General features: G+C 59.9%; 19 protein-coding genes. 7 read left to right on the forward strand and 12 right to left on the reverse strand.

Annotation, left to right across the window (positions count from 1 at the left end; translation table 11 throughout):
• Nucleotides 1–99: 99 nt before the first annotated feature.
• Nucleotides 100–1266, reverse strand: coding sequence for a 30S ribosomal protein S1 (gene rpsA / locus FGQ61_RS02435; RefSeq protein ID WP_022095232.1), 1167 nt, complete (start codon nucleotides 1264–1266; stop codon nucleotides 100–102).
• Between the two features lie 315 nt (nucleotides 1267–1581).
• Between rpsA and FGQ61_RS02440 the strand changes: the two genes are divergently transcribed.
• Nucleotides 1582–2340 carry an HAD family hydrolase gene (locus tag FGQ61_RS02440; protein ID WP_138374463.1) on the forward strand — a complete coding sequence of 253 codons (759 nt, stop codon included), beginning with the start codon at nucleotides 1582–1584 and terminating at the stop codon, nucleotides 2338–2340.
• A 189-nt stretch (nucleotides 2341–2529) separates the two neighbouring features.
• Here the strand turns inward: FGQ61_RS02440 and FGQ61_RS02445 are convergent, their stop codons facing one another.
• Nucleotides 2530–3849, reverse strand: a complete 1320-nt coding sequence (locus tag FGQ61_RS02445; RefSeq protein ID WP_138374464.1) for an L-cysteine desulfidase family protein — start codon at nucleotides 3847–3849, stop codon at nucleotides 2530–2532.
• Between the two features lie 271 nt (nucleotides 3850–4120).
• Here FGQ61_RS02445 and rpiB point away from each other — a divergent pair, with 271 nt between their 5' ends.
• Nucleotides 4121–4588, forward strand: coding sequence for a ribose 5-phosphate isomerase B (rpiB, locus tag FGQ61_RS02450; RefSeq protein ID WP_117762860.1), 468 nt, complete (start codon nucleotides 4121–4123; stop codon nucleotides 4586–4588).
• Nucleotides 4589–4739: 151 nt separating this feature from the next.
• Here the strand turns inward: rpiB and ndk are convergent, their stop codons facing one another.
• The 4 genes from ndk to FGQ61_RS02465 all read right to left on the reverse strand — a co-directional run bounded on the left by ndk (nucleotide 4740) and on the right by FGQ61_RS02465 (nucleotide 8709).
• On the reverse strand, nucleotides 4740–5144 hold the full coding sequence (gene ndk / locus FGQ61_RS02455; protein ID WP_035138006.1) for a nucleoside-diphosphate kinase: 405 nt from the start codon (nucleotides 5142–5144) through the stop codon (nucleotides 4740–4742).
• Nucleotides 5145–5529: 385 nt separating this feature from the next.
• Nucleotides 5530–6960 carry an argininosuccinate lyase gene (gene argH, locus FGQ61_RS02460; RefSeq protein ID WP_138374465.1) on the reverse strand — a complete coding sequence of 477 codons (1431 nt, stop codon included), beginning with the start codon at nucleotides 6958–6960 and terminating at the stop codon, nucleotides 5530–5532.
• Nucleotides 6961–7078: 118 nt separating this feature from the next.
• The gene (locus tag FGQ61_RS09570; protein WP_161144721.1) at nucleotides 7079–7249 is read right to left on the reverse strand and encodes a hypothetical protein; all 171 of its coding nucleotides are present in this window, start codon (nucleotides 7247–7249) and stop codon (nucleotides 7079–7081) included.
• A 233-nt stretch (nucleotides 7250–7482) separates the two neighbouring features.
• Entirely contained in the window at nucleotides 7483–8709 is a 1227-nt protein-coding gene (locus tag FGQ61_RS02465) for an argininosuccinate synthase (protein ID WP_035138001.1), read from the reverse strand.
• Between the two features lie 554 nt (nucleotides 8710–9263).
• Here FGQ61_RS02465 and FGQ61_RS02470 point away from each other — a divergent pair.
• On the forward strand, nucleotides 9264–10091 hold the full coding sequence (locus FGQ61_RS02470) for a Cof-type HAD-IIB family hydrolase (protein ID WP_117746767.1): 828 nt from the start codon (nucleotides 9264–9266) through the stop codon (nucleotides 10089–10091).
• A gap of 274 nt (nucleotides 10092–10365) precedes the next feature.
• Here the strand turns inward: FGQ61_RS02470 and polA are convergent, their stop codons facing one another.
• Nucleotides 10366–13116 (reverse strand): DNA polymerase I, encoded by a 2751-nt coding sequence (gene polA, locus FGQ61_RS02475; protein WP_138374466.1) that lies wholly within the window; start codon nucleotides 13114–13116, stop codon nucleotides 10366–10368.
• Between the two features lie 166 nt (nucleotides 13117–13282).
• On the opposite strand from polA, the gene FGQ61_RS02480 reads away from it, so the two are divergent.
• Both FGQ61_RS02480 and FGQ61_RS02485 read left to right on the forward strand, forming a co-directional pair.
• Nucleotides 13283–14680: an aminopeptidase gene (locus FGQ61_RS02480; protein ID WP_138374467.1), complete on the forward strand. Its 1398-nt coding sequence runs from the start codon at nucleotides 13283–13285 to the stop codon at nucleotides 14678–14680.
• A gap of 95 nt (nucleotides 14681–14775) precedes the next feature.
• On the forward strand, nucleotides 14776–15600 hold the full coding sequence (locus FGQ61_RS02485; RefSeq protein ID WP_138374468.1) for a YaaA family protein: 825 nt from the start codon (nucleotides 14776–14778) through the stop codon (nucleotides 15598–15600).
• Between the two features lie 116 nt (nucleotides 15601–15716).
• Here FGQ61_RS02485 and FGQ61_RS02490 read toward each other — a convergent pair whose 3' ends face one another.
• The gene (locus FGQ61_RS02490; protein ID WP_138374469.1) at nucleotides 15717–16238 is read right to left on the reverse strand and encodes a hypothetical protein; all 522 of its coding nucleotides are present in this window, start codon (nucleotides 16236–16238) and stop codon (nucleotides 15717–15719) included.
• Nucleotides 16239–16409: 171 nt separating this feature from the next.
• Between FGQ61_RS02490 and thiC the strand changes: the two genes are divergently transcribed.
• Together thiC and thiD are read left to right on the forward strand one after the other, a co-directional pair.
• On the forward strand, nucleotides 16410–17744 hold the full coding sequence (gene thiC / locus FGQ61_RS02495; protein ID WP_117820371.1) for a phosphomethylpyrimidine synthase ThiC: 1335 nt from the start codon (nucleotides 16410–16412) through the stop codon (nucleotides 17742–17744).
• Between the two features lie 182 nt (nucleotides 17745–17926).
• Nucleotides 17927–18757, forward strand: coding sequence for a bifunctional hydroxymethylpyrimidine kinase/phosphomethylpyrimidine kinase (gene thiD, locus FGQ61_RS02500; RefSeq protein ID WP_055286100.1), 831 nt, complete (start codon nucleotides 17927–17929; stop codon nucleotides 18755–18757).
• A 333-nt stretch (nucleotides 18758–19090) separates the two neighbouring features.
• Here thiD and FGQ61_RS02505 read toward each other — a convergent pair whose 3' ends face one another.
• The 4 genes from FGQ61_RS02505 to FGQ61_RS02520 all read right to left on the reverse strand — a co-directional run bounded on the left by FGQ61_RS02505 (nucleotide 19091) and on the right by FGQ61_RS02520 (nucleotide 22225).
• Nucleotides 19091–19750 (reverse strand): SGNH/GDSL hydrolase family protein, encoded by a 660-nt coding sequence (locus tag FGQ61_RS02505; RefSeq protein WP_138374470.1) that lies wholly within the window; start codon nucleotides 19748–19750, stop codon nucleotides 19091–19093.
• Between the two features lie 78 nt (nucleotides 19751–19828).
• The gene (locus FGQ61_RS02510) at nucleotides 19829–20968 is read right to left on the reverse strand and encodes a TIGR02452 family protein (RefSeq protein ID WP_138374471.1); all 1140 of its coding nucleotides are present in this window, start codon (nucleotides 20966–20968) and stop codon (nucleotides 19829–19831) included.
• Between the two features lie 138 nt (nucleotides 20969–21106).
• Nucleotides 21107–21802 carry a Bax inhibitor-1 family protein gene (locus FGQ61_RS02515; protein WP_006234235.1) on the reverse strand — a complete coding sequence of 232 codons (696 nt, stop codon included), beginning with the start codon at nucleotides 21800–21802 and terminating at the stop codon, nucleotides 21107–21109.
• 84 nt (nucleotides 21803–21886) lie between these two features.
• A complete protein-coding gene (locus FGQ61_RS02520; protein ID WP_138374472.1) occupies nucleotides 21887–22225 on the reverse strand; it encodes a hypothetical protein in 339 nt (112 codons plus the stop codon).
• Between the last annotated feature and the right edge of the window lie 107 nt (nucleotides 22226–22332).

A 22332-nucleotide genomic window follows, 5' to 3' on the forward strand; every position in this document is an offset into this window, starting at 1 on the left:
TGGACAGCCCGGGTAGCATCGCGTGCATCAGCAGCGAAAGCAAAAAGGGACCCGTCCATTGCGAACGGATCCCTTAAAACAAGTGATCGTCAAACCGATTTACTCGGCGTCGGTCTCCTCGTCCTTCTTCTCGGAAGGAAGCGGGGTAACCTCGATCTCGACGCCCAGAGTCTCAGCAGCGGACTTCATGGACAGAGAGATACGACGACGGTCGAGGTCGATCTCCATGACCTTGACCTGAACCTTGTCGCCCACGTGGGTGACCTGAGAAGGCTGGTCGACGTGCTTGTTGGCCATCTCGGAGATGTGCACCAGGCCCTCGATGCCCTCGCCCAGGTCGACGAAAGCGCCAAACGGGACAAGCTTGGTCACAGTGCCCTCGACGATAGCGCCGACGGGGTACTTCTTGACCAGTGCGCGCCACGGATCCTCGGTGGTCTGCTTGAGACCCAGGGAGATGCGCTCGCGGTTGAGATCGACGTCGAGAACCTCGACCTCGACCTCCTGGCCGACCTTGACAACCTCGGAAGGATGGTTGACGTGGTTCCAGGAGAGCTCGGAAATGTGGATGAGGCCGTCGATACCACCGAGGTCGACGAAGGCGCCGAAGTCGACGATGGAGGAAACGGTGCCCTGGAGACGCATGCCAGACTTGAGCTTGGACAGGATCTCGGAGCGCTCGGCCTTACGGGACTCCTCGAGCACGACGCGACGGGAGAGGACGACGTTGTTGCGGTTGCGGTCCATCTCGATGACGCGGGCCTCGATGCGGGTGCCCATGTAGGAGGTGAGGTCCTTGACGCGACGGAGGTCGACGAGGGAGGCGGGCAGGAAGCCACGCAGGCCGATGTCGAGGATCAGGCCGCCCTTGACAACCTCGATAACCTCGCCCTCGACGTTCTCGCCGGAGTTGAACTTCTCCTCGATGCGGTTCCAAGCACGCTCGTACTCGGCACGCTTCTTGGACAGGACCAGACGACCGTCCTTGTCCTCCTTCTGGAGTACCAGAGCCTCGATGGGATCACCGAGTGCAACGATGTCTGCAGGGTTAGCGTCCTTGCGGATGGACAGCTCGCGGACCGGGATAACGCCCTCGGACTTGAATCCGATGTCAACGAGCACCTCGTCATGCTCGATCTTAACGACAGTGCCGTTAACGAGATCGCCCTCATCAAAGTCGGTAATCGTACCGTCGATGAGGTTGTTCATCTCCTCCTCGTTGACATCGTCAAGAGAGAAAATGGACGAGTTCTGAATCTCACTCAAAGGTGGACCCCTTTCGAACTACGGGGCCCCGATTGCTAGGACCTACAGAAGGGTGCGACAAGCACACAACGTTTAGGAACACTCGGGAGCCGACAGATACTAATGTGACGCTTATGCAATCACGTTCGTATAGGTTACGGGGAAATGAGTTCGATTTCAAGCGTGAACTGCGATTTTTTACTCGTGTGGAGACTTTTTCGTAATCTTATGAACACACGTCTCCGCAACTTGACGATAACCAGCCAGGCATTCGGCTTTGGGGTAAAGTATCCGGAGCCAACGATTCTAGATCGATTTTTCGAGAAAGGTGCCCGCGTGCTCAAAGCAGTCGTTTTCGATATGGACGAAACGCTTCTCAGCATCAACCTCAACGCGTTCATCCTTCGCTATTTTAAGGATGTCTCTTCGATGCTCGCGGATATCGGGCGCCGCAGCCGCGGTGGCACGATGGCGCGCCTCGGCACCATCCTGGTCGACCTCAACGCCAATCGCCGCAGCGGCACGGACAACCGCACCAATCTTGAGTTTTACCAAGAAGAGGTCGAGCGCCGATGCGGGATCTGCCTCTCCGATCCCCTCATCTACGAGGCGTTTACCTACTATGACCGCGAAGTTCTTCCGTACAAGAACGACGATATCATTAACGCCCACGCCATGCCGGGCGCACACGCCGCGCTCCAGGCCGTACAGGACGCAGGGCTGCGCTGCGCGCTCTTTACCAACCCCAGCTTTCCCCAGGGGGCCATCGAGTGCCGCATGGGTTGGGGCGACCTGGCCGACGCCCCCTTTGAACTCGTGACGCACATGGGAAACGCCACCCGCTGCAAGCCCGATGCCACCTACTATCTAGAGCAGCTTCAGGTGATGGGGCTCGAGCCACACGAGGTCCTTATGGTGGGCAACGATCCCAAGCGCGACTTCCCCAGTCCCGCCTGCGGCATTCAAACTGCCTATGTTGGCCAGGGAAAACCCGGCCGAGCCACCTGGCGCGGAACCATGGAAGACTTCGCCCGCGACTTTAACGCCGTAATCGAAGCCTTCTACGAACACCAAGTAGCCGACGAACTGTCGTAGGACCCCTCGCTCCAAACCAAATATCGCCGCAGGTTGAGCACAAGTCAGCGAAAATGCCCCTAAGCGAGCAATGTGCCTTGAAAGAGGAGGGCATAGGCCTTCTGGCCATGCCCGACGATTGAAAGGCAGATTGCCGCTTAGGGGCATTTGCAGCGTCGACTGGTTACGCGGTTTGGTAAAACCGCGTAACTAGCACACCTGGGTTTTGCCGATCATGATGTTGAGGATCTCGATGTCGGTGTCCTTCATGCCCACGCGGCCTACGTAGCCCATACTGGCGATTGTTTGCTCAACGGTATCTTGGATCAGGCCCTCGCCGGCGCGGAAGCCGCGACCCTGCATGGCCATATCATGGCCCAGAATCGCCGCATCGACGGCAGCCGAGATCTTGGCGGCACAGCTCGCCTTGGCGCCGTCGCACACGATGCCGCCCACGTTACCGAGCGTGTTCGAGACGGTCGCGCCAATCTGTTCGCGCGTGCCACCGCACAGCCAGGTAATCGCAGCGCCGGCGCCGCACGCAGCGCAAATAGCACCGCAAAACGCCGAAAGCGCACCAATATAGCTCTTGATATGCACGGCGATAAGATCGGACAGCATCACGGCGCGCACCAGGCGCTCGTGGTCGCAACGCAGGTACTCGGCATACTCCATGACGGGCAATGCGCAGGTAATGCCCTGATTGCCCGAGCCGCACACAATGGCGACCGGCAGCGCGCAACCGTTCATGCGGGCGTCGGACCCGGCGGCCGCACGGGCACGGGCGCGGCAGGCGACGTCATCGGCACGAGCACCCAGCAGCGTACGGCCCACCTCGGCGCCCCAAGCGTGCGCGAGACCCTCGGCACTGATCGCGCCATTCAGCTCAATCTGACGCTCAACGGCAGCGCGGGCGTCCTCAATGTCACCATCCTCGATAAAGTCGATGATGGTCTCGATCGACATGGGCGTGTCGGCGTTATCTGCCGCACGCTCGGCCACCACGCGCTCGGCGCAGGCGGCGCACTCCCCCGCCGACTTACCGCATACCGGAATACCGTCGAGCGTATGGCACGTGACATTAGTGTGGTGATCGGTAATCTCGACGACCGCGGTATGGCCCCCGGCCGTCGCAGTCACCTTGATGTAGAGGTTGGGCACACCCTCGACAAGCGACACATCGCAGTAGTCCGCATCGGCAAGCAGCTCGGCCACGCGGGCGCGGTCCGCGTCATCGACGCTCTCGAGCACCTCGAGCGCGCTCTTGGCGTCGCCGCCCACGGCACCCAGCACGGCCGCGGCCTCAATACCGTGCATACCGCCCGAGTTGGGCACGGTCACGCTCTTGACGTTCTTGATGATGTTGCCCGAGCAGGCAACATCCATATGATCGGGTTCGCAACCGAGCGTCTGGCTCGCCAGCGCCGCTGCATAAGCAACGGCAATGGGCTCGGTGCAGCCGAGTGCACAAACAAGTTCGCGGTTCAAAACATCGCAAAACGCGGCATCACGAAGGGAATCGGCAGGCATAGGTATCTCCTACTTGTATAACGGGCTGGGCTCTCAATAATAATTAGCTCTTTTATTTGATAACAATGCATCAAAAACCGCAACCCAGGTTCCGGTAGACGGCATTCAGGCGCAAACTGACGGCATTCATTCATGAGAAACCGGTCTTGTTGCATGCTAAAGCGTTTGACCAAAAAACGCCCAAGCGTTTACACAAAAGTCGCGCTATCATGCAGTCGAACGCGGTAAAACCTTTAGCAATCTCGCCGCACAGACCAGAGAGGAACTATCCATGAAGATCGGTATCGGTAACGACCACGCCGCCGTCGAGCTCAAGAACATCATCTCCGAGCACCTGAAGGAGCGCGGCTGCGAGGTCGTGAACTTTGGCACCGACACCTCCGAGAGCTTTGACTACCCCATCGCCGGCTACAAGGTGGGTAAGGCCGTTGCCAACGGCGACGTCGATCTAGGCATCCTGATCTGTGGCACCGGCGTCGGTATCAGCCTGGCTGCCAACAAGGTCGAGGGCGTACGCGCCGTCGTGTGCTCCGAGCCCTTCAGCGCCAAGCTCTCCCGCATGCACAACAATACCAACGTGCTCGCTTTTGGCGCCCGCGTCGTGGGCTCCGAGCTCGCCAAGATGATCGTCGACGAGTGGCTCGACGCCGAGTTTGAGGGCGGTCGTCACGAGCGTCGCGTTAACCTCCTCAACGAGATCGATCACACGCGCGCCCTTAAGATCGTCGACGAAGCCTAAACTATTCAGTGCCACAAGCTAACAGCAGGGGCCCGCTCGGAACACATGTCCGAGCGGGCCCCTGCATAGATTTTGGAATAAAAGGGCGCCGCGGATGGAGTTCCGCGGCGCCCAAGCCACACGCTAACAGCTTTAAGGAGTCAAAGCTGGTTTAGCCAAAGAAGCGCTTGATCTCAATCTCGGCGTTCTCCAGGCAGTCGGAGCCGTGGATCACGTTGGCGTTGACATCGACGGCAAAGTCGCCGCGGATGGTACCAGGAGCAGCCTCAAGCGGGTTGGTAGCGCCCATGAGGGTGCGCATCTTAGCAACAGCGGAGAGACCGGAAACGACCATCTTGACGACCGGACCGCTCGTCATAAAGTCGCAGAGACCGCCAAAGAAGGGCTTGTCGGCCAGATGGGCGTAGTGCTCCTCGACGGTAGCGCGCTCGAGCGTGGTCATCTCCATGCGCTCGATGACAAGGCCGCTGCGCTCAATGCGAGCAACGATCTCGCCGATCTTGCGGTCGCGCACGGCGTCGGGCTTAATCATGATGAAGGTCTTCTCGATAGCCATAAAAGTAGCCTTTCAAGTAGGTTCGCGCGTGCCCAAGTCCCATTCCGGCACCCGCCTGGACTGCATCGTAACAGAGTTTTAGCTGCAGTTAAACAAAAAGCTGTTTATTGAAACGTTGCAATTTATTAAAGCGCTCCATATGTGTCACTTCTGTTTCGAAGCCCGATTAGAGTACCATCCGACCGCCCATCAACTGCGCCGAACAGAGCAGGCGGTCGGTTGCCGCCCGCGAACGTATCCCCTTCACAACCTGCCCAAAGGTCCTACAGAAGTTCTCGACAAGCCCCTCCCCCATAGCAACAAAATACGGGCTCCCACATCAGCAGGCGCCCGTAAAGCGAAAACGATTTATCAATACATGGCCAAAACGGCTTCAGCCAAACCTCTACTTTGCCCCGTGACCCATCTCGACGACCTTGGTCAGCGATCCAAACACGCCCTCGTCAGCCACGAGCTGTGCCTCGGCACGCTGCAACTGCACGGCAACGGCGGCAGGAGCGGTGCCGCCCTCGGTCGTGCGCGCGGTGACAATCGACGGGATATCGAGCGCCTCGGTAATGTCGCGCTCAAAGAGCGGGCTTGCCTCCTGGAACACCTCAAACGGCAGGTCCTCAAGATTGCAGCCGCGCTTCTCGCACATCAGGACCAGATGGCCCACCACGGCATGTGCCTCGCGGAACGGCAGGCCACGCTTGGCCAGGTAATCGGCAACATCGGTGGCGGCAAGGTGCCCCACGCCGCACTCGCGCGCCATGGCATCCTCGTTGACGGTCCAAGTCGAAATCATTCCGGCCATAACGGACAGGCACTGCATGAGCGTATGGGCGGTATCGAGCGCGCCCTCCTTGTCCTCCTGCAAGTCCTTGTTATAAGCAAGCGGCAGGCCCTTCATGGTTACCAGCAGCTGCACCAGGTTGCCGTACACGCGACCGCTCTTGCCGCGGATAAGCTCGGCAAAGTCGGGGTTCTTCTTCTGCGGCATGATGGACGAGCCAGTGGAGTACGAGTCGGAAAGCGTGATAAAGCCAAATTCGGAGCTCGACCACAGTACGATCTCCTCGGAAAGACGCGCCAGGTGCATCGCCATGACGGATCCGGCGTAATGCAGATCGAGCAGAAAATCACGGTCGGAAACGGCATCGAGCGAGTTGGGGATCACGCCCGCAAAGCCAAGTTCGGCAGCCGTCATCTGGCGATCGAGCGGATAGCTCGTACCGGCAAGCGCAGCGGCACCCAGCGGGCAGTTGTCGGCAGCATCAAAGGCGGCCTTCAAACGCGTAAAGTCGCGCGCGAACATCCAGGAATACGCCAGCAGGTGATGCGACAGCAGCACGGGCTGAGCATGTTGCATGTGCGTGTAGCCCGGCAGAATCACCTTGTCGTACTTCTTGGCCGCATCCACCAGCACATGGCGCAGCTCAAGATTGGCCTCCATGAGCTCCTTGGCCAGCGCCTTGACGCCCAGGCGCGTATCGGTCGCCACCTGGTCGTTGCGCGAACGCCCAGTATGCAAGCGCTTGCCAGCCTCGCCGATGCGACGCGTCAGCTCGCTCTCGATGGACATATGAATGTCCTCATCGTTGATGTCGAAGGTAAAGTTGCCGGCATCGATATCCTGTTCGATTCCGGTCAGGCCCTTGGCAATCGCCTGCTCGTCCTCGGCACTGATGATGCCCTGGGCGGCCAACATCTTGGCATGCGCCTTAGAGCCGGCGATATCCTGCTTATAGAGATGTTTGTCGACCGGCAGCGACGCGCCAAACTCCTGCGTGACCTCGGCCACGCCCGCCTCAAAACGACCGCCCCAAAGAGCCATGGAACCGTCTCCTTTCTCCAAATACCAAAACAAGCGTCCAAAGCAATGTGCCCTGTCGCTAAAGCGATTTATCAACCGCTAGTTTTACACACTCCCTGCCGCGCGCGGGGCCATGTGGCTAATTTGCAAAGAAGTGACGCACCATGCACTTGGCGCCCAACGTCTCCCTCCGGATGTTGCCCTGCGAACCATCGATCCAGGCCTTCAGGCTCATAGGAACGTCCTCGACCCTTACAGCATCGAACTCGGGCGCGAGGGCAAGCAAAGCATGCGCGATAGCATTGAACATAATGGATACTCCTCATATATATAGGCACAGAGCCGCCAAATTGATAGAAGGAGCCCCGCCGGACAACCCCGGCGGGGCTCGGACTCAGCCGCAGACGCGGCATCATATATGCGGGCGGAACGTAGGGGCCACCGATGTTAAGAAGTGTCAGCAAGCATAACGAAAGGTAGGGACCCCGTGCGCCCGTTATGTATCACGCGGATGGGCCGCGCGGATACCAAGGGAAGGAGGCGCTAGGCCTGGGCAGCAGCAGAGCTGGGGCCCTGGACCTTTGCCCACGTCTTGAGCGACAGCGTATCGATCTCGATAAAGCCGGCGCTGGCCTTCTCGTCAAACGTGGTGTCGCGGTCGTAGGTAGCCAGGCCGTAGTCGTAGAGGCTGAAGGGACTCTTGCGGCCGACGACATGGCAGTTGCCCTTAAAGAACTTCAGACGGACAGTGCCGGTCACGAACTTCTGGGTATCGGCCATAAAGGCGTCGAGCGCGTTCTTGAGCGGGCTGTACCACTGGCCGTTGTACACGGCGGTGGCCCAATCCTGCTCGAGCTTGATCTTGGTCTTGAGCAGGTCGCCCTCGACGCAGATGTCCTCGAGCGCCTTGTGGGCGGTGATGAGCGTCAGGGCGCCGGGAACCTCATAGCACTCGCGGCTCTTGAGGCCCACCAGACGATCCTCGACCAGGTCAAGACGGCCAAAGCCGTTGTCGCCCGAAATCTTGTTGAGGGCGATGACGATCTCGGAGAGCTTCATCTTCTTGCCGTCGACGGCGACAGGCTTGCCGGCCTCAAACTCGATCTCGGTATAGGTCGGGGTGTCAGGCGTGTCCTCGGGGTTCTTGGTCATAACCCAAGCGTCATCGAGCGGCTCATTCCAAGGGTCCTCCAGGTGACCGCACTCGATGGCGCGACCCCACAGGTTGTCGTCGATGGAGTAGGGGTTGTCGTTGGCACCCTCGGGAACCGGCACGTTGTGGGCGTGGGCATAGGCGACCTCGTCGGGACGGCACTTCAGGTCCCACTCGCGAACCGGGGCGATAACCTTGAGCTCGGGGTCGAGGGCCTTGACGGCGGCCTCAAAACGGACCTGATCGTTACCTTTGCCAGTGCAGCCGTGGGCGACGTAGGTCGCGCCAAACTCGTGGGCGACCTCAACAAGCTTCTTGGCAAGCAGCGGGCGAGACAGGGCGGAGAGCAGCGGATACTTATTCTCGTACATGGAGTTTGCGGCGATGGCTTTGGTCAGGAACTCATCGGAGAACTCGTCGCGCAGGTCGAGCACCTGGCAATCGAGAACGCCCAGGTCGAGCGCCTTCTGCTTCTTGGCATCCAGTCCGGTCTCTTCCTGGCCCACGTTGCCGCAGACGCAAACGACATCGAGATTCTTCTCGTCCTGGAGCCACTTGACACATACGGATGTATCAAGACCACCGGAATATGCGAGAACGACTTTTTCCTTGCTCATGGCTGTTTCCTTTCGCCCTTGGTAGCTAGTTAGAACATCGGTCAGTTGCAAGTCATTTCAAGGTCATATACCGTGCAATATCAGGTTAAATAGCAAAAATCAGCACATACATGCCCTAGAAACATGCAGCAATGTCGTGCTAAAACCCAACGACCTCAAAATGACTCTGTTGAGGCAATTCGCCCCATGCGGACAGAGACGATTGTTATCGTCGTCGGGAAATTGCGCGCTGGCGTCGGATGGCATTGTCTGCAGTGGTGATGATCTTTACGAACTGCATCTGCCTCTCCTTTCACGTATCGCCGGGCGCAATTCAAATATCGTAAACGGTACCTTTTACTCGGTAAGCGGTTGTTTTTCCGTCTCCGTTTTCGATGGTCGCTATATTACGCTAAAGTGCCCGCAGCACAAGCGACAAATTCAAATTTCTGAAAAGTTTTTTCATTACTTTGTGAAGCGTGGTGCAAATACGCACCATTCCTGCGAAAATACGCTCGACTACTAGTTGATGGTTATAACGTCTGAAACAATCTCGAAACGAAAGGCGCATTTTTATGCAAACTTACGAATCGGACGCCAACATCGGCAACATTAAGATTCTCGCCGTCGATATGGACAAGACGCTGCTGACCGACGAGCGTGTGCTGCCCCAGGGTCTTGATGAGCGCCTGGACAAGCTCGCCGACGCCGGCATCGTATTCTGCCCCGCCAGCGGACGTCCCGCCCCCAAGCTCGAGGAGATGTTCGAGGGCATCAAGAACCGCCTCGCCTTTTGTCCCGACAACGGAGCGTGCGTGATCTATCGCGGCAGCTATATCTATAAAAGCAATATTGACGTGGAGCTGTATCAGCAGGTCTTGAACCGTGCCTCGGAGGATCCTCGCGCTGTCCCCGTCCTGTGCTGCTTCGACGAGTTCTACGTGCTTGCCCGCGACCATCAATACCACGACGAGATCAGCGTCTACTACAACACAATCAACTACGTAGACAGCTTTGAGGGCATTGATTTCGAGTCCAACAAGATTTCGGTCTTCTTCCCCGGCTACGACGCCGAGCCCGCTTTCCGCGAGACCTATAGCCCCGAGTTCTCGGACAAACTCTACGTCACCAACGCTGGGCGCGAGTGGATCGACTTTATGAACCTGGGCGTCGACAAGGGCGCCGGCGTCGCTCACCTGTGCGAGCACCTGGGCATCGATATTGCCGATGCTGCCGCCGTGGGCGACACCTACAACGACATCCCCATGCTGGAGCGCGTCGGTCACAGCTTTATCGTGGACAATGCCGAGGAGCACATGAACGCGCATGCCAAATGGCGCATTCCGAGCAACAACGACGGGGGCGTACTGACGCTCATCGACGCCATCTTGGCGGCTCGTTAACGTGGCTCGTCGGACCTGGCCGGGCGAGACGGGTAAGTTTTTCGTTCGGTCAGGTCCTGGGCTCGCTCGGAAAGCACATTAAGTGCTTTCCGGCTCGTGCGGAATCTACGAAAAACTTACCCGCCTCGCCCGGCCAGGTCCTAGGGTGACTTGCTTGCCGCCTAGATGGCGTCTTGGCGTCTAGATACTTGGCTGAATAATTATGGATGAAGGGAGTTCCTTGCTGAAAGGGACTCCCTTCTGGTTTGGCTGCTTTGGACCTGTGGCTGTTTTTCTATTTCGCGTCGGCCCAGGTTATGCCGGTGCTGGCTTCGGCGATTAGGGGGACGCGGAGGTCTACTACGTGCTCCATGACGTCGCGGACCATGGTGGTTAGGCGCTCGACTTCGTCGATGGGGCACTCAAAGTCCAGTTCGTCGTGCACTTGCAGGATCATGTGGGCGGCAAAGCCTTCCTCTTCCAGGCGGCGGCTTACGCGGGCCATCGCGATCTTGATGATGTCGGCGGCGGTTCCCTGCATGGGATGGTTCATGGCCGTGCGCTCGCCAAAGCCGCGGAGTTGCGGGTTTTTGGCCTTGAGCTCCGGAATATGACGACGGCGGCCGTACATGGTCTCGGCGTAGCCCGTCTGCTTGGCGCGTGCCACCACGTTGTCGAGGAACGTGCGCACGCCCGGGTAGGCCTCGTAGTAGCGGTCGATCATGTCGCGTGCCTCGGCCATCGAGATATGCAGCGACTGCGACAGGCCGTAGGCCTGCTGGCCATACACGATGCCAAAGTTCACGGCCTTGGCGCGACTGCGCAGGTCGGGCGTTACCTCGGACACCGGCACACCGAACACGCGCGCCGCCGTCTCGGCATGGAAGTCCTCGCCCTCGTTAAAGGCGCGCACCAAGTGCTCGTCACCTGAGAGATGCGCCAGCAGACGCAGCTCGATCTGCGAGTAGTCCACCGCCAAAAAGACGCTTCCCTCGCCTGCCGAAAACGCCGTCTTGACGGTACGACCCAGCTCCGAGCGCGTCGGGATGTTCTGCAGGTTCGGGTCGCTCGAGGACAGACGCCCCGTTGCCGTGATGGTCTGGTTGTACGTAGTGTGTACGCGACCGTCACCACGGCGTAGCGGGCCCAGCGTGTCCAGATAGGTGGACTTGATCTTAGACTTCTCACGCCAGTCCAAGATCAGACGCACGATTTCGTGGTCACGCGCAAGGTCGCTCAGCACCTTGGCGTTGGTCGAATAATAGCCGCGCTTAGTCTTCTTGAGGCCCTTGGTCGGAAGCCCCATCACATCAAAGAGCACGTGCGACAGCTGCATGGGGCTGCCAATATTAAAGGTCTCGTCACCCGCCAGGTCGCGAATACTGCGCTCAACCTCGGTAATCTGGGTCGCCAGACCCTCGGACAGACTGTGCAGACGGTCGGGGTCCACGAGCATGCCCGCGCGCTCCATCTTGGCAAGTACCGGAACGAGCGGCATCTCGATGCCATCGAACACGTTGGCGGCATTCTCACGGGCCATGCACTCGCGCAACGGTGCCACGAGCGCCAGCGTCAGAGCCGCAGTACGGGCGGCAGGCGCCGGAGCGTCCTCACCGGCACCCTCTGCGCCGCGCGCCGCAGGCAGCGCCATCTGCAGATACGTATCGGCAAGATATGCCTCATCGAACTCGGAGCGATCGGAATCCAGCAGATAGGCAGCGACCACGGTATCGAAGATACGCGTGGAATCGGTAGCGAGCGGATCCATGAGCTCGGGCTCAGAAGAATCGACGGGCGAAAGCTCGTGCAACAGCGCCTTCATATCCGGGCTCGCCACGCGACCCTCCATAAACAGACGCGCGAGCACGCCGGCAATCACGCCGTGAACGAAGTTGAAGCCCTCAACCTCAGCCGCCGCACAGCTGTCGCCCTCCTCGAGCGCGAACAGGCCCTTGGACGTCGCCAACCACAGCGTGCGCGTCAGTCCAAAGAGCGCGCCCTCTTCCTTGTCGTCGTCCACCACGGCGGCGACCCACTCGCCGGCATCAATCGCGCGGGAGACCTCAGCCGCAACGGCACCAAGCGCGTCGGCATCGCCGGCGGCTGCGCGAACCATAGCAGGTATCTCAACCACACTGGAGGCAGCAGTAGCCCCGCCCTCGCCGCCGACCAGCGCCAAGAAACGGTTCTGCATGGCGGTGATACCAAGTGTGCCCAGCGCCGCGGACACTTCGTCGGCAGAAAACGCCGGGAAGGACGTTTCGTCAAAGTCGAGCTCGACGGGCGCATCGGTGCGAATGGTTGCGACCTTGCGGCTCAGCAGCGCATCGTCGATGTGCGCACGCAGGTTCTCGCCCATCTTGCCCTTGACCTCGTCGGCATGCGCGATGACCTCGTCCAAGCTGCCGTACTGTGCGATGAGCGCGCTCGCCTTTTTGGGGCCGATGCCCGGTACGCCGGGAATGTTGTCCGACGTATCGCCCTTTAGACCGTAAAAATCGGGCACGAGCGCCGGCGTAATGCCGTGATACAGGTCGTCCACGCTCTCGGGCGTCATGATCGCCACGTCGGACAGGCCCTTGCGGGTCGAGACCACGTTGACGTGCTCGGTCACGAGTTGATACATGTCGCGGTCGCCGGTCACCAGCAGCATGTCGCAGCCGGCCTCTTCACCCAGGCGCGCCATGGTTCCCAGGATATCGTCGCCTTCCCAGCCCTCGGACTGCAGAATCGGCACGTTGAGCGCGGTGAGCAGCTCCTTGATCATCGGAAACTGCGCATGCAGATCGGGGTCCATGGGCGGGCGTTGCGCCTTATACTGCGGCAGCATCTCCATGCGCACGCGCGGTTTGCCCTTGTCAAACGCCACGACCACACCGTCGGGGTTAAAGGCATCGATCATCTTGAGAAACATGTTCAGAAAGCCGAAGATCGCGTTGGTGGGGCGGCCGTCCGGCGCATTCATGGTGGGCGGCACGGCGTGGAAGGCGCGGTGCATGAGCGAGTTGCCGTCGATAACGGCAAAGGTGCGGCGCTTGTCAGACATATTGAATACCTCGCTTTGGGCTGGGCACGGTTTGCTCACACCAGTTTACACGCTCCCCGCCCCGCGGCCACCGCACATCAGGCTTCCCTGCCGCCGCGGGCCCGCGCGTGATACGATGGCTCACGGTACATCAACCAGCACGATCGATCCGAAAGGAGCCTGCGTCATGGAGCGTCCCTGCGCATGGAAAAAGTACACGCCACAGCAAGTCGAGGAGCTCGAGGAGCTTTGCCGCGGCTATAAGCAGTTTTTGAGCGAGAACAAGACCGAGCGCCTGTGCGTCAAGACCGGCATCAAGATGGCCGAGGAGGCGGGATACGTCGACCTGGAGACCGTGATCGCCGAGGGCCGCGAGCTCAAGGCAGGCGACAAGGTGTACGCCGCCAACCACGGCAAGGACCTTATGCTCGTCAACCTGGGCACCGCCCCGCTCGAGCAGGGCTTTAACATCCTGGGCGCCCACGTGGACTCGCCGCGCCTGGACCTTAAGCAGAATCCCGCCTTCGAGGCCGGCGACATGGCCTACCTCGACACGCACTACTACGGCGGCGTCAAGAGCTACCACTGGGTAGCCTCCCCGCTCGCACTCGTGGGCGTCATCTGCAAAAAGGACGGTACCACCGTCGACATCAATATCGGCGACAAGGCGGACGACCCGGTCTTTACCATCTCCGACCTGCTGATCCACCTCTCGAGCGAGCAGATGTCCAAGCCTGCCAAGGACGCCGTCGATGCCGAGATCCTCGACGTGATCGTGGGCGGTCGTCCCGTCAAGTTCGATGGGGACGACAAGGACGCCCCCAAGGAGCCCGTCAAGCAGATGTTCCTGGACATCCTCAAGGAGCAGTACGACGTCGAGGAGGAGGACTTCCTCTCCGCCGAGATCGAGGTCGTGCCCGCCGGTCCCGCCCGCGACATGGGCCTCGACCGCTCCATGATTTTGGGCTATGGCCACGACGATCGTGTCTGCGCCTATCCGTCCATGCTCGCCCAGATCGACGTCGCCAACGTGGAGCGCACGAGCATCACGCTCATCGTCGATAAGGAGGAGATCGGCTCCGTGGGTGCCACCGGTATGACGAGCCGCTTCTTCGAGAACACCGTCGCCGAGATCATGACGCTCGCCGGCGAGGATAGCCCGCTGGCCCTGCGCCGCGCGCTCGCCCGCAGCCGCATGCTCTCCTCCGACGTGTCCGCCGGTTTCGACCCGGGCTATGCCGGCAAGTTCGAGACGAAGAACGCCGCCTTTATGGGTCGTGGCCTGTGCTTTAACAAGTACACGGGCAGCCGCGGCAAGAGCGGTTCCAACGACGCCGATGCCGAGTACGTGGCCCTCGTCCGCGACATCATGGACGAGGCCGGCGTGGACTTCCAGACCTGTGAGCTCGGTCGCGTCAACGCGGGCGGTGGCGGCACCATCGCCTACATCATGGCCAAGTATGGCATGAACGTCATCGACTCCGGCGTTGCCGTCCTGTCCATGCACGCCCTGTGGGAGGTCGCCAACAAGGCCGACATCTACGAGGCCTATCGCGGCTACAAGGCCTTCCTCGAGCGCGCCTAACCAACCCTTCATCAGTTGCGGTGAAATACAGACTAAACTGGCCCATAAACGGCCAAAACAGACCGTATTCCACCGCAACTTTTTTGGCAGAGTCCATGCTTCAAGTCATCATTTCGCCCGCCAAGCAGATGCGCGCGGCCCAAGATGCTTTTGAAGTCCTGGGCATTCCACCCTTTGTGCGCGAGACGGCTCGCCTCCACCGCGCACTGCTAGATATCGAGCGGAATGAAGGCAGCGGCGGCCTGCAGGCGCTGTGGAACGTGAGTGACAAACTGCTGGGGCCTTGCCTCAACACCCTGCATGAGTTCGGGCCCATCCTGAAAAGCGGCGATCTCGACAATCCCGCACTCGCCCGTCACATCTCCCCTGCCGTCATGTCCTATCACGGCATTCAATACCAGAGCATGGTACCCGAGGTGATGAATTCCGCGCAGCTCGCATGGCTGCAAGACCATCTGTGGATCCTCTCCGGCCTCTACGGGTGCGTTCGTCCCTTTCATGCCGTCGAACCGTATCGGCTGGAGATGGGCGCGAAGCTCGCCGTTGACGATGCCCGAGACCTCTACGCGTTTTGGAGCGACAAGCTCGCGCGGGCTATCGCCCCGGCAGGCTCAAACACCACGATCGTCAACCTCGCCAGCGTAGAGTATGCCAAAGCCGTTCTGCCCCACCTCGCGGGCGACGCCACGGCCGTCACATGCCTCTTTGGCGAGGGTATCCGCAACGGGAAGCCCATCCAGCGGTCGACCGCCAGCAAAAAGGCGCGCGGCTCCATGGTGCGGTGGATGGCAGAAAACAAGCTCGAGGATGCAAGCGAGCTCACCGCGTTCGACGTTGGTTATCGACACTTTCCCGAGCTCTCATGCCCAGGCACCCTCGTGTTCATCAACGAGCACTCTAGAGCCGGCACCCAACACTGACCCGCTCAGCTTTCTCCATATAACTTGCGGTGGAATAGTTCCTATTTGAGCCTTTTATCGCACAATCAGGAACTATTCCACCGCAACTTTTATGAATTGGCTGCTAGGCTCGACACCTATTCTGCTAGACCGTCGGCCTTTGCAATCCCATTTGTCGAACCGTCCTGATAGACAATCTTGACGTGCTCAACCTCGGACACCGCAACACCCGTCGGAGGCTCCAAACGCCATTCCGTCAGGGCGATATCCATGGTCGTGGGCACGTCCCCCTGATCTTTGAGCTTTACCGTGAGCGTTTTGAGCGCTGCATCAAACGTCACGCGTTCGATTTCTTCACCCGGAATGGATCCACCACTCAGCTGCAACTGCACAAACTCGTCGCGCGGATACCAATAATCGCCCGGAACGGCGAGCGTATTGGCATTACCGCCAGTACTCCTCACCGTCATAATCGGCAGGGCATCATCGGCCTCAAATTCCCAGGCAGCGCCGCCGCGACCGCCAAACGTCCAAATACAAAAGGCAATCACCAGCACGGCAAGCACCGCAAAGCCAATCGCGACTAACCCATGGTGCGCACGGCCCTCCTCGGCCGATATGTCCCATTGTGTCTCTCGATATAGATGCTTGTCTTCCATGTACGCCTCCCCACTGGCACGTCCGTTAGGCCAATCGTACCCATTCGAGCTATACTTGAGCCCATTACATAAACGGGGAGCTTGCAGGACAAGACGGCAGGCTGAGACTGGGCGCGCCCGCCCTGACCCGCAAACCTGATATGGGTAATGCCAACGAAGGGAGCCGTGCCAATGAGCACACAGACCGAGCCCAAGCTCGTCACGCAAATCGACTTCGCCCGCGCCGGGCAGATCACACCGCAGATGAAGGAGGTCGCCGAGCGCGAGCATCGCGACCCCGAGTACATCCGCGAGCGCGTGGCCGACGGCCGCATCGCCATTCCCGCCAACATCGTGCACATCAAAAAGGGCATGCGCGCCTTTGGCGTCGGTGAGGGCCTGTCCACCAAGGTCAACGTCAACTTGGGCATCTCGGGCGATAAGGCCGATGCCGCCGAAGAGTGGAAGAAGGTCAAGATCGCCGAGGACTTTGGCGCCGACGCCATCATGGACCTCTCCAACTCGGGCAAGACGCGCCAGTTCCGCCAGCAGCTCATCGACGAGACGCCGCTCATGGTAGGTACCGTCCCCATGTACGACGCCATCGGCTACATGGAAAAGCCGCTGGTCAAGCTTACCAAGGACGACCTGTTCGAGGTCGTGCGCGCGCACGCCGAGGACGGCGTGGACTTTATGACCATCCACTGCGGCATCAACAAGTCGGTCACAAAGACCTTTAAGGAGACCGGCCGCCTCATGAACATCGTGAGCCGCGGCGGCTCGCTGCTGTTTGGCTGGATGGAGGTCACCGGTAACGAGAACCCGTTCTATGAGTTCTACGACGAGCTGCTCGAAATCTGCCACGAGTACGACGTGACGATTTCGCTCGGCGACTCCTGTCGCCCGGGCTGCCTCTACGACTCCAACGACGCCACCGAGACCGCCGAGATGATCGAGCTGGGCAAGCTGTGCAAGCGCGCATGGGCCGCCGGCGTCCAGGTTATGGTCGAGGGTCCGGGCCACATGGCGCTCGACGAGATCGCCGCCAACATGAAACTGCAGAAGCGCCTGTGCCACAACGCCCCGTTCTATGTGCTCGGGCCGCTGGTGACCGATATCGGCGTGGGCTACGACCACATCACCGCTGCCATCGGCGGCGCTATCTCCGCCAGCTCCGGCGCCGACTTCCTGTGCTACGTGACGCCGGCCGAGCACTTGTGCCTGCCCAACGCCCAGGACGTGCTCGACGGCCTCATGGCCACCAAGATTGCCGCACACGCCGCCGACATCGCCAAAAAGGTGCCCCACGCCCGCGACATGGACGACAAGATGGGCCAGGCACGCCGCAAGCTCGACTGGGACGCCATGTGGAAGTGCGCGCTCGACCCGGTTACGGGCAAGAAGCGCTACGAGGAGTCCCCCGCCGCCACCGAGGGCACTTGTACCATGTGTGGCAAGATGTGCGCCGTCCGCACCGTCAACAAGATCTTCGAGGGCACCACGATCGACCTCGGCATGGAGGACTAACCCTGTCGCCGCGGCCGCTTCTGGCGGCGAGCTGGTGCCTGTCAATTGTTGACTTGTGAACATTTACTTACACTTGCGTAGAGATTGCATCGCCCGCCCGGGTTCGGCATAGAGTCGGCCCGGGCATCTTTATAATGCTGGCTTAAAGACCCATTTGATTCCGACCGAACAAGGGAGCGAACATGGATCGTAGTAAGGTACCTGCCGTCCTGTCCATCGCGGGATCCGATTCCAGCGGTGGCGCCGGCATTCAGGCCGACATCAAGACCATCACGGCGCACCGCCTGTATGCCGAGACGGCCATCACCGCCATCACAGCGCAAAACACCCTGGGCGTTACCGCCGTGCAGGATATCTCGCCAGATATCGTAGCCGCGCAAATTGACGCCGTTTTTGACGATATCCGCCCCAGCGCCGTCAAGATCGGCATGGTTTCTTCTGTCGAGATTATCGAAGTCATCGCCGACCGCTTGAGCGCCTGGAACGCAACGAACGTGGTCGTCGACCCCGTCATGGTCGCCACCTCGGGCGCGCGGCTGATTGCCGAAGATGCCGCCGAGGCGCTCACCCGCCGCCTGTTCCCGCTAGCGACGGTTATCACGCCCAATATTCCCGAGGCCATGGCACTGCTCGACTATGAGGTCGACTCCGAGCGCACGCAGCAAAATGCTGCCATGCTCCTCACCCGCCGCTTTGGTTGCGCATCCCTCGTTAAGGGTGGGCATCTTGTCAACGAGGCCAACGATGTACTGGCCGAACCCGCGCCACTCGATGACGAGGGCAACCATCTGGGAGATCCACTCACCACGTGGTTCCGCCACAAGCGCATCGAGACCGACAACACGCACGGCACCGGATGCACGCTCTCGTCCGCCATCGCCTGCGCGCTGGCTCAGGGCATGGATCTTGCCGACGCCGTCAACGCCGGCAAGGCCTACCTAACCGGCGCTCTGGCCGCCGGCTTTGACATGGGCAAAGGCTCCGGCCCCGTCAACCACATGTGGCAGTACTAAGATTCGCAGTCCAAAACCACCGCAAAGGGGACAGACACCTTTGCGGTGGTTCCCACAGACATCTCGATCCGTAACAGTTAGAGTCCATTTTTCGGCCCACCTGTTACAGATTGAGACATTCAAATTCTGCCGAGAAGATAATCTCGATCTGTAACAGTAGATCGGCAAAATCGACCCTAGATGTTACAGATCGAGACAAACGACCGATATCAACCTGAATAATCTCAATCTGTAACATCTAGCCCGTTTTCGGCCTTACAGCTGTTACAGATCGAGACAAACCAACGAAACAAGCCGCCGCAAGGGAAACTTTTGTACTGGTTTGGGGCTGCGCTACTCACCGAGCATCTCTTGGAGCTTGGCTGCCACGGCATGTCCCAAGCTCTCGTGGCCTTCGGGCATCATGTGCAGATAATCGATATCGCCCGGCTCGGCAAAGTCGGCGGCATTCAAAAAGTCGCAGCCAAACTGCTCAGCCACATGCGCGTAGTACTCACCAAAATGTTCCGAGGCTTCTACGGAATGCTCGTCAAAATCGGTCATATATACGTCGGCGATCTGCGGCTTAATCTTGATAGGCGCCATCAGCAGAATCCGTGGGCAGGGCGCGGCATCGGTCCAGGCAAACGCGCGGACGGCGCGAATCAGTGCCATGGCGCCACGGGCGATATCGGAGGCTGTCACGCCAAAGACCGTCTTGCAGTCGTTGGTGCCCAGCATAATCACGATCGCGTCCAGCGGCTTATGGGCTTCGAGCAGCATCGGCAGCGCGCGAATGCCGTTGAGGTTGGTGTCCAGATGGCACATATCGTCGCGCACCGTCGTGCGACCATTTAGGCCTTCCTCAATCACATGCCAACCCTCACCCAGGTCACGCTGCACCACACCGCACCAGCGCACATCCTGCGCATAGCGCACTGCGGTGCCGTCGCGCATACCCGCCGGATCATAGCCATAGGTGTTGCTGTCACCAAAGCACAGAACGTTTTTCATCTTGAGTTCCCCATTCCGTAAAAAGCCGACGGGAGCAATCCCTCCCGTCGGCTTGGCATATCACATCGCGCGCACCGCTTACAGGTACTTGCGCCAGTCGTCCTCGTCCTCATCGTCCTCGGCTGCTGCCTGGGCCTGCTCGGCGGCACGAGCGGCTGCGGCGCGGGCGGCAACCTGGGCATAGGACTCCTCGTTGCGCTCGGGGAAGTTTGCCAGCACGTGCTCGAACTTGGCAAAATCCTCGTCCCAGCGCGTAGAGGGCACGGCAAAGAAGACCTGCTTGACCTTGAAGTCGCCCGATGCGAGCTCCTTGCGGAAGAGCTCGGCCACGGCCTCGGCGTCAAAGCCGTTGTTCTCGCAGCCCCAAGCACCCAGTACGAGCTTCTCGCGGCCCAGCTCATCGCAGATAGCAAGCACAAAGCGAATGCGGTCGCGCAGGGCGTCAAGCAAGGCATCGTCGCTCACGCGGTACTCCTGGCGAGCACGCTTGGCGTTGGGTGCAGCGGCGACGATTACGTCGGCATAGGCGTGCACATGCTTGCGGTCGAAGCGCACCGCGGGCACCACCAGCGCACGGTTGCGGTACAGCTCACAGTTGATGTTGCGGCGACGGTTCTCGCCGTACCATTTACGCTGCTTATCAAGGACATTGTACAGGTACGAATCGGCGCACAGCGTGGCCTCCTGGCCCAGATAGCCCTGGATGTAGCCACCGCCCGGATTGGTGAACGAGGCAAAGGCAAGCACAGCCATGTCGCAGAACTGCGCGTAGCCTCGACCGTTATCCAGAATGGCCTGCGTGGCAGAGGCGTCGAGCACGGTGACCTCGGGCAGGACCGGAGCGGGCTCCTCGGCGGCAGGCGCGGGCTCGGCTTCGGTGGCCTCCTCGACGGGCTCGGGCGCCACCTCGGCATCGACCGCAGCCTCGACCTCAGCAGCCTCAGTAGCCTCGACCTCGGCAGCCTCGACGTCCTCGGCAGCTTGCTCCTCAGCAGCCGCTGCCTTCTGGACCCTGGCCTTCATCGCCGAGACAAAGCCGGCAGGCATACCGTCAAACTCGCGAACACCGGCAAGCGAACGCTCGATATCCTTGGCGCACGCTTCGGACACAGTTGCCACGTGACGCTCGGCGGCCTTGGCACGGGCCTCGCGCTTGGGATTGGGCTGACCCGCTCGGTTGGACCTGCGGTTACGGTTCCTGTTGTCGACGTCTGCCATAAGTGGTCACCTTTCTCGGTCTCTGCCGCTATCGGCTTTTCCCATCCATGATACCCCGCCGCGTACAAAAAAGACGGCCCCGAAGGACCGCCTTTCGCATCGATTTGCACGCACGGCAAGCACCGCCGCAATTCGCCACTAGTCGCGACGGCCGAGGATGTTCAGGATGCGCAAGAACACGTTGATAATGTCCACGAACAGATTGGACGCCATGAGCACGGCGTTGGGCAGCGTAGGCGGCACCGTCGTGGCAACATAGGTGTCGTAGCCAATAAAGCCGGCGAACACCACGATCACGATCAGGTCGGTGATGGTCTGTGAGACGCCCATGAACATCAGCACGATCTCAACCAGAATAGTAGCGAGCAGAATGCCAAAACCGATGCCATATACGCGCTGGAAAAACTTGGGGAACGTCACGCCCAAGGCGCCAAAGACAAAGGTGATGGCGGCCGTGGCGATAAAGGCAGTGTTGATGGTGGGCAGGTCGTAGTTGGCAAGGCCAAACGACGCGGTCAGGCCAAAGGTGCTCGCAAAGATTACGTAGCCCACAAGGGACAGGCCCACGGACTGCTTGCTGGCGGCGGCCGACATCATGACCATGCCGACGATGGTCAAAATAAATGAGCCAAAGACCAGCGGCAAAGCGGCGCCGCTCATCATCATGCGCGCAAACGACATGGTGCTCGTAAAGTAAGCACCGACGCCCATGGCGCAAAAGCCCAAAAAGATCAGGGCAGACATGACAAGGTTGTACGCGCGCGGCGACATCTCCTTGGCGCGGCTTGCGCCGCTCTCGACGGGGCCGTTCTGATAGCCCTGGATATCGTTCATAGGTTCGTCCTTTCAAAAAGTGCCGTGAAAGACGGCGCAGCAGGTGACAAGATTCCTGTCATTGTACCCGAACGCCGTGCGTCCTTACCTACGGCGCTCGCCCTCAAGCGTACGGTCGAATGCCCACACCCACCAACGCATCAGGTGGGCCTGCGAGCCATCTGGTCGTTCGCGCGTCTGGTCCTCCAGATACAACTCGGTCGCGTGCCCGCCAAAACGCACCTTATAGGTTGCCGTACGGATGCCGTGAACCGTCAGGCCAAACCCAGCGGTCGAGACAATCTCGTCAATCGTAAAGCAACGACCGTCGACCCAGCAGACGGTGACCGGCACGACCTGTCCGCCCGCGAGGATGCGAGCCACGACGTCCACATACTGCTTGTGCACGCGCCGAGTTTTGCCATCTGTCTGTCGATATTCCATGTCTCCTATTATCGAACGCATGTTTGCATGTTGTAAAGCGAACAGACTGTGGTTTTGGAGTGTCGGAGCGAACGCGCGTGTCCGCATGGCGTGATAGCAAAAAGAAC

Origin of the sequence: Collinsella aerofaciens, assembly GCF_005844325.1 — a bacterium.
GTDB lineage: Bacteria > Actinomycetota > Coriobacteriia > Coriobacteriales > Coriobacteriaceae > Collinsella > Collinsella aerofaciens_G.

Coding starts and splice junctions, on each gene's coding strand:
- FGQ61_RS02515 (WP_006234235.1), bottom strand. CDS start 21,802: ATGAACGATATCCAGGGCTATCAGAACGGCCCCGTCGAGAGCGGCGCA.
- argH (WP_138374465.1), bottom strand. CDS start 6,960: ATGGCTCTTTGGGGCGGTCGTTTTGAGGCGGGCGTGGCCGAGGTCACG.
- ndk (WP_035138006.1), bottom strand. CDS start 5,144: ATGGCTATCGAGAAGACCTTCATCATGATTAAGCCCGACGCCGTGCGC.
- rpiB (WP_117762860.1), top strand. CDS start 4,121: ATGAAGATCGGTATCGGTAACGACCACGCCGCCGTCGAGCTCAAGAAC.
- FGQ61_RS09570 (WP_161144721.1), bottom strand. CDS start 7,249: ATGTTCAATGCTATCGCGCATGCTTTGCTTGCCCTCGCGCCCGAGTTC.
- FGQ61_RS02490 (WP_138374469.1), bottom strand. CDS start 16,238: ATGGAAGACAAGCATCTATATCGAGAGACACAATGGGACATATCGGCC.
- FGQ61_RS02445 (WP_138374464.1), bottom strand. CDS start 3,849: ATGCCTGCCGATTCCCTTCGTGATGCCGCGTTTTGCGATGTTTTGAAC.
- thiD (WP_055286100.1), top strand. CDS start 17,927: ATGGATCGTAGTAAGGTACCTGCCGTCCTGTCCATCGCGGGATCCGAT.
- polA (WP_138374466.1), bottom strand. CDS start 13,116: ATGTCTGACAAGCGCCGCACCTTTGCCGTTATCGACGGCAACTCGCTC.
- FGQ61_RS02520 (WP_138374472.1), bottom strand. CDS start 22,225: ATGGAATATCGACAGACAGATGGCAAAACTCGGCGCGTGCACAAGCAG.
- FGQ61_RS02485 (WP_138374468.1), top strand. CDS start 14,776: ATGCTTCAAGTCATCATTTCGCCCGCCAAGCAGATGCGCGCGGCCCAA.
- thiC (WP_117820371.1), top strand. CDS start 16,410: ATGAGCACACAGACCGAGCCCAAGCTCGTCACGCAAATCGACTTCGCC.
- FGQ61_RS02510 (WP_138374471.1), bottom strand. CDS start 20,968: ATGGCAGACGTCGACAACAGGAACCGTAACCGCAGGTCCAACCGAGCG.
- FGQ61_RS02470 (WP_117746767.1), top strand. CDS start 9,264: ATGCAAACTTACGAATCGGACGCCAACATCGGCAACATTAAGATTCTC.
- FGQ61_RS02465 (WP_035138001.1), bottom strand. CDS start 8,709: ATGAGCAAGGAAAAAGTCGTTCTCGCATATTCCGGTGGTCTTGATACA.
- FGQ61_RS02505 (WP_138374470.1), bottom strand. CDS start 19,750: ATGAAAAACGTTCTGTGCTTTGGTGACAGCAACACCTATGGCTATGAT.
- FGQ61_RS02480 (WP_138374467.1), top strand. CDS start 13,283: ATGGAGCGTCCCTGCGCATGGAAAAAGTACACGCCACAGCAAGTCGAG.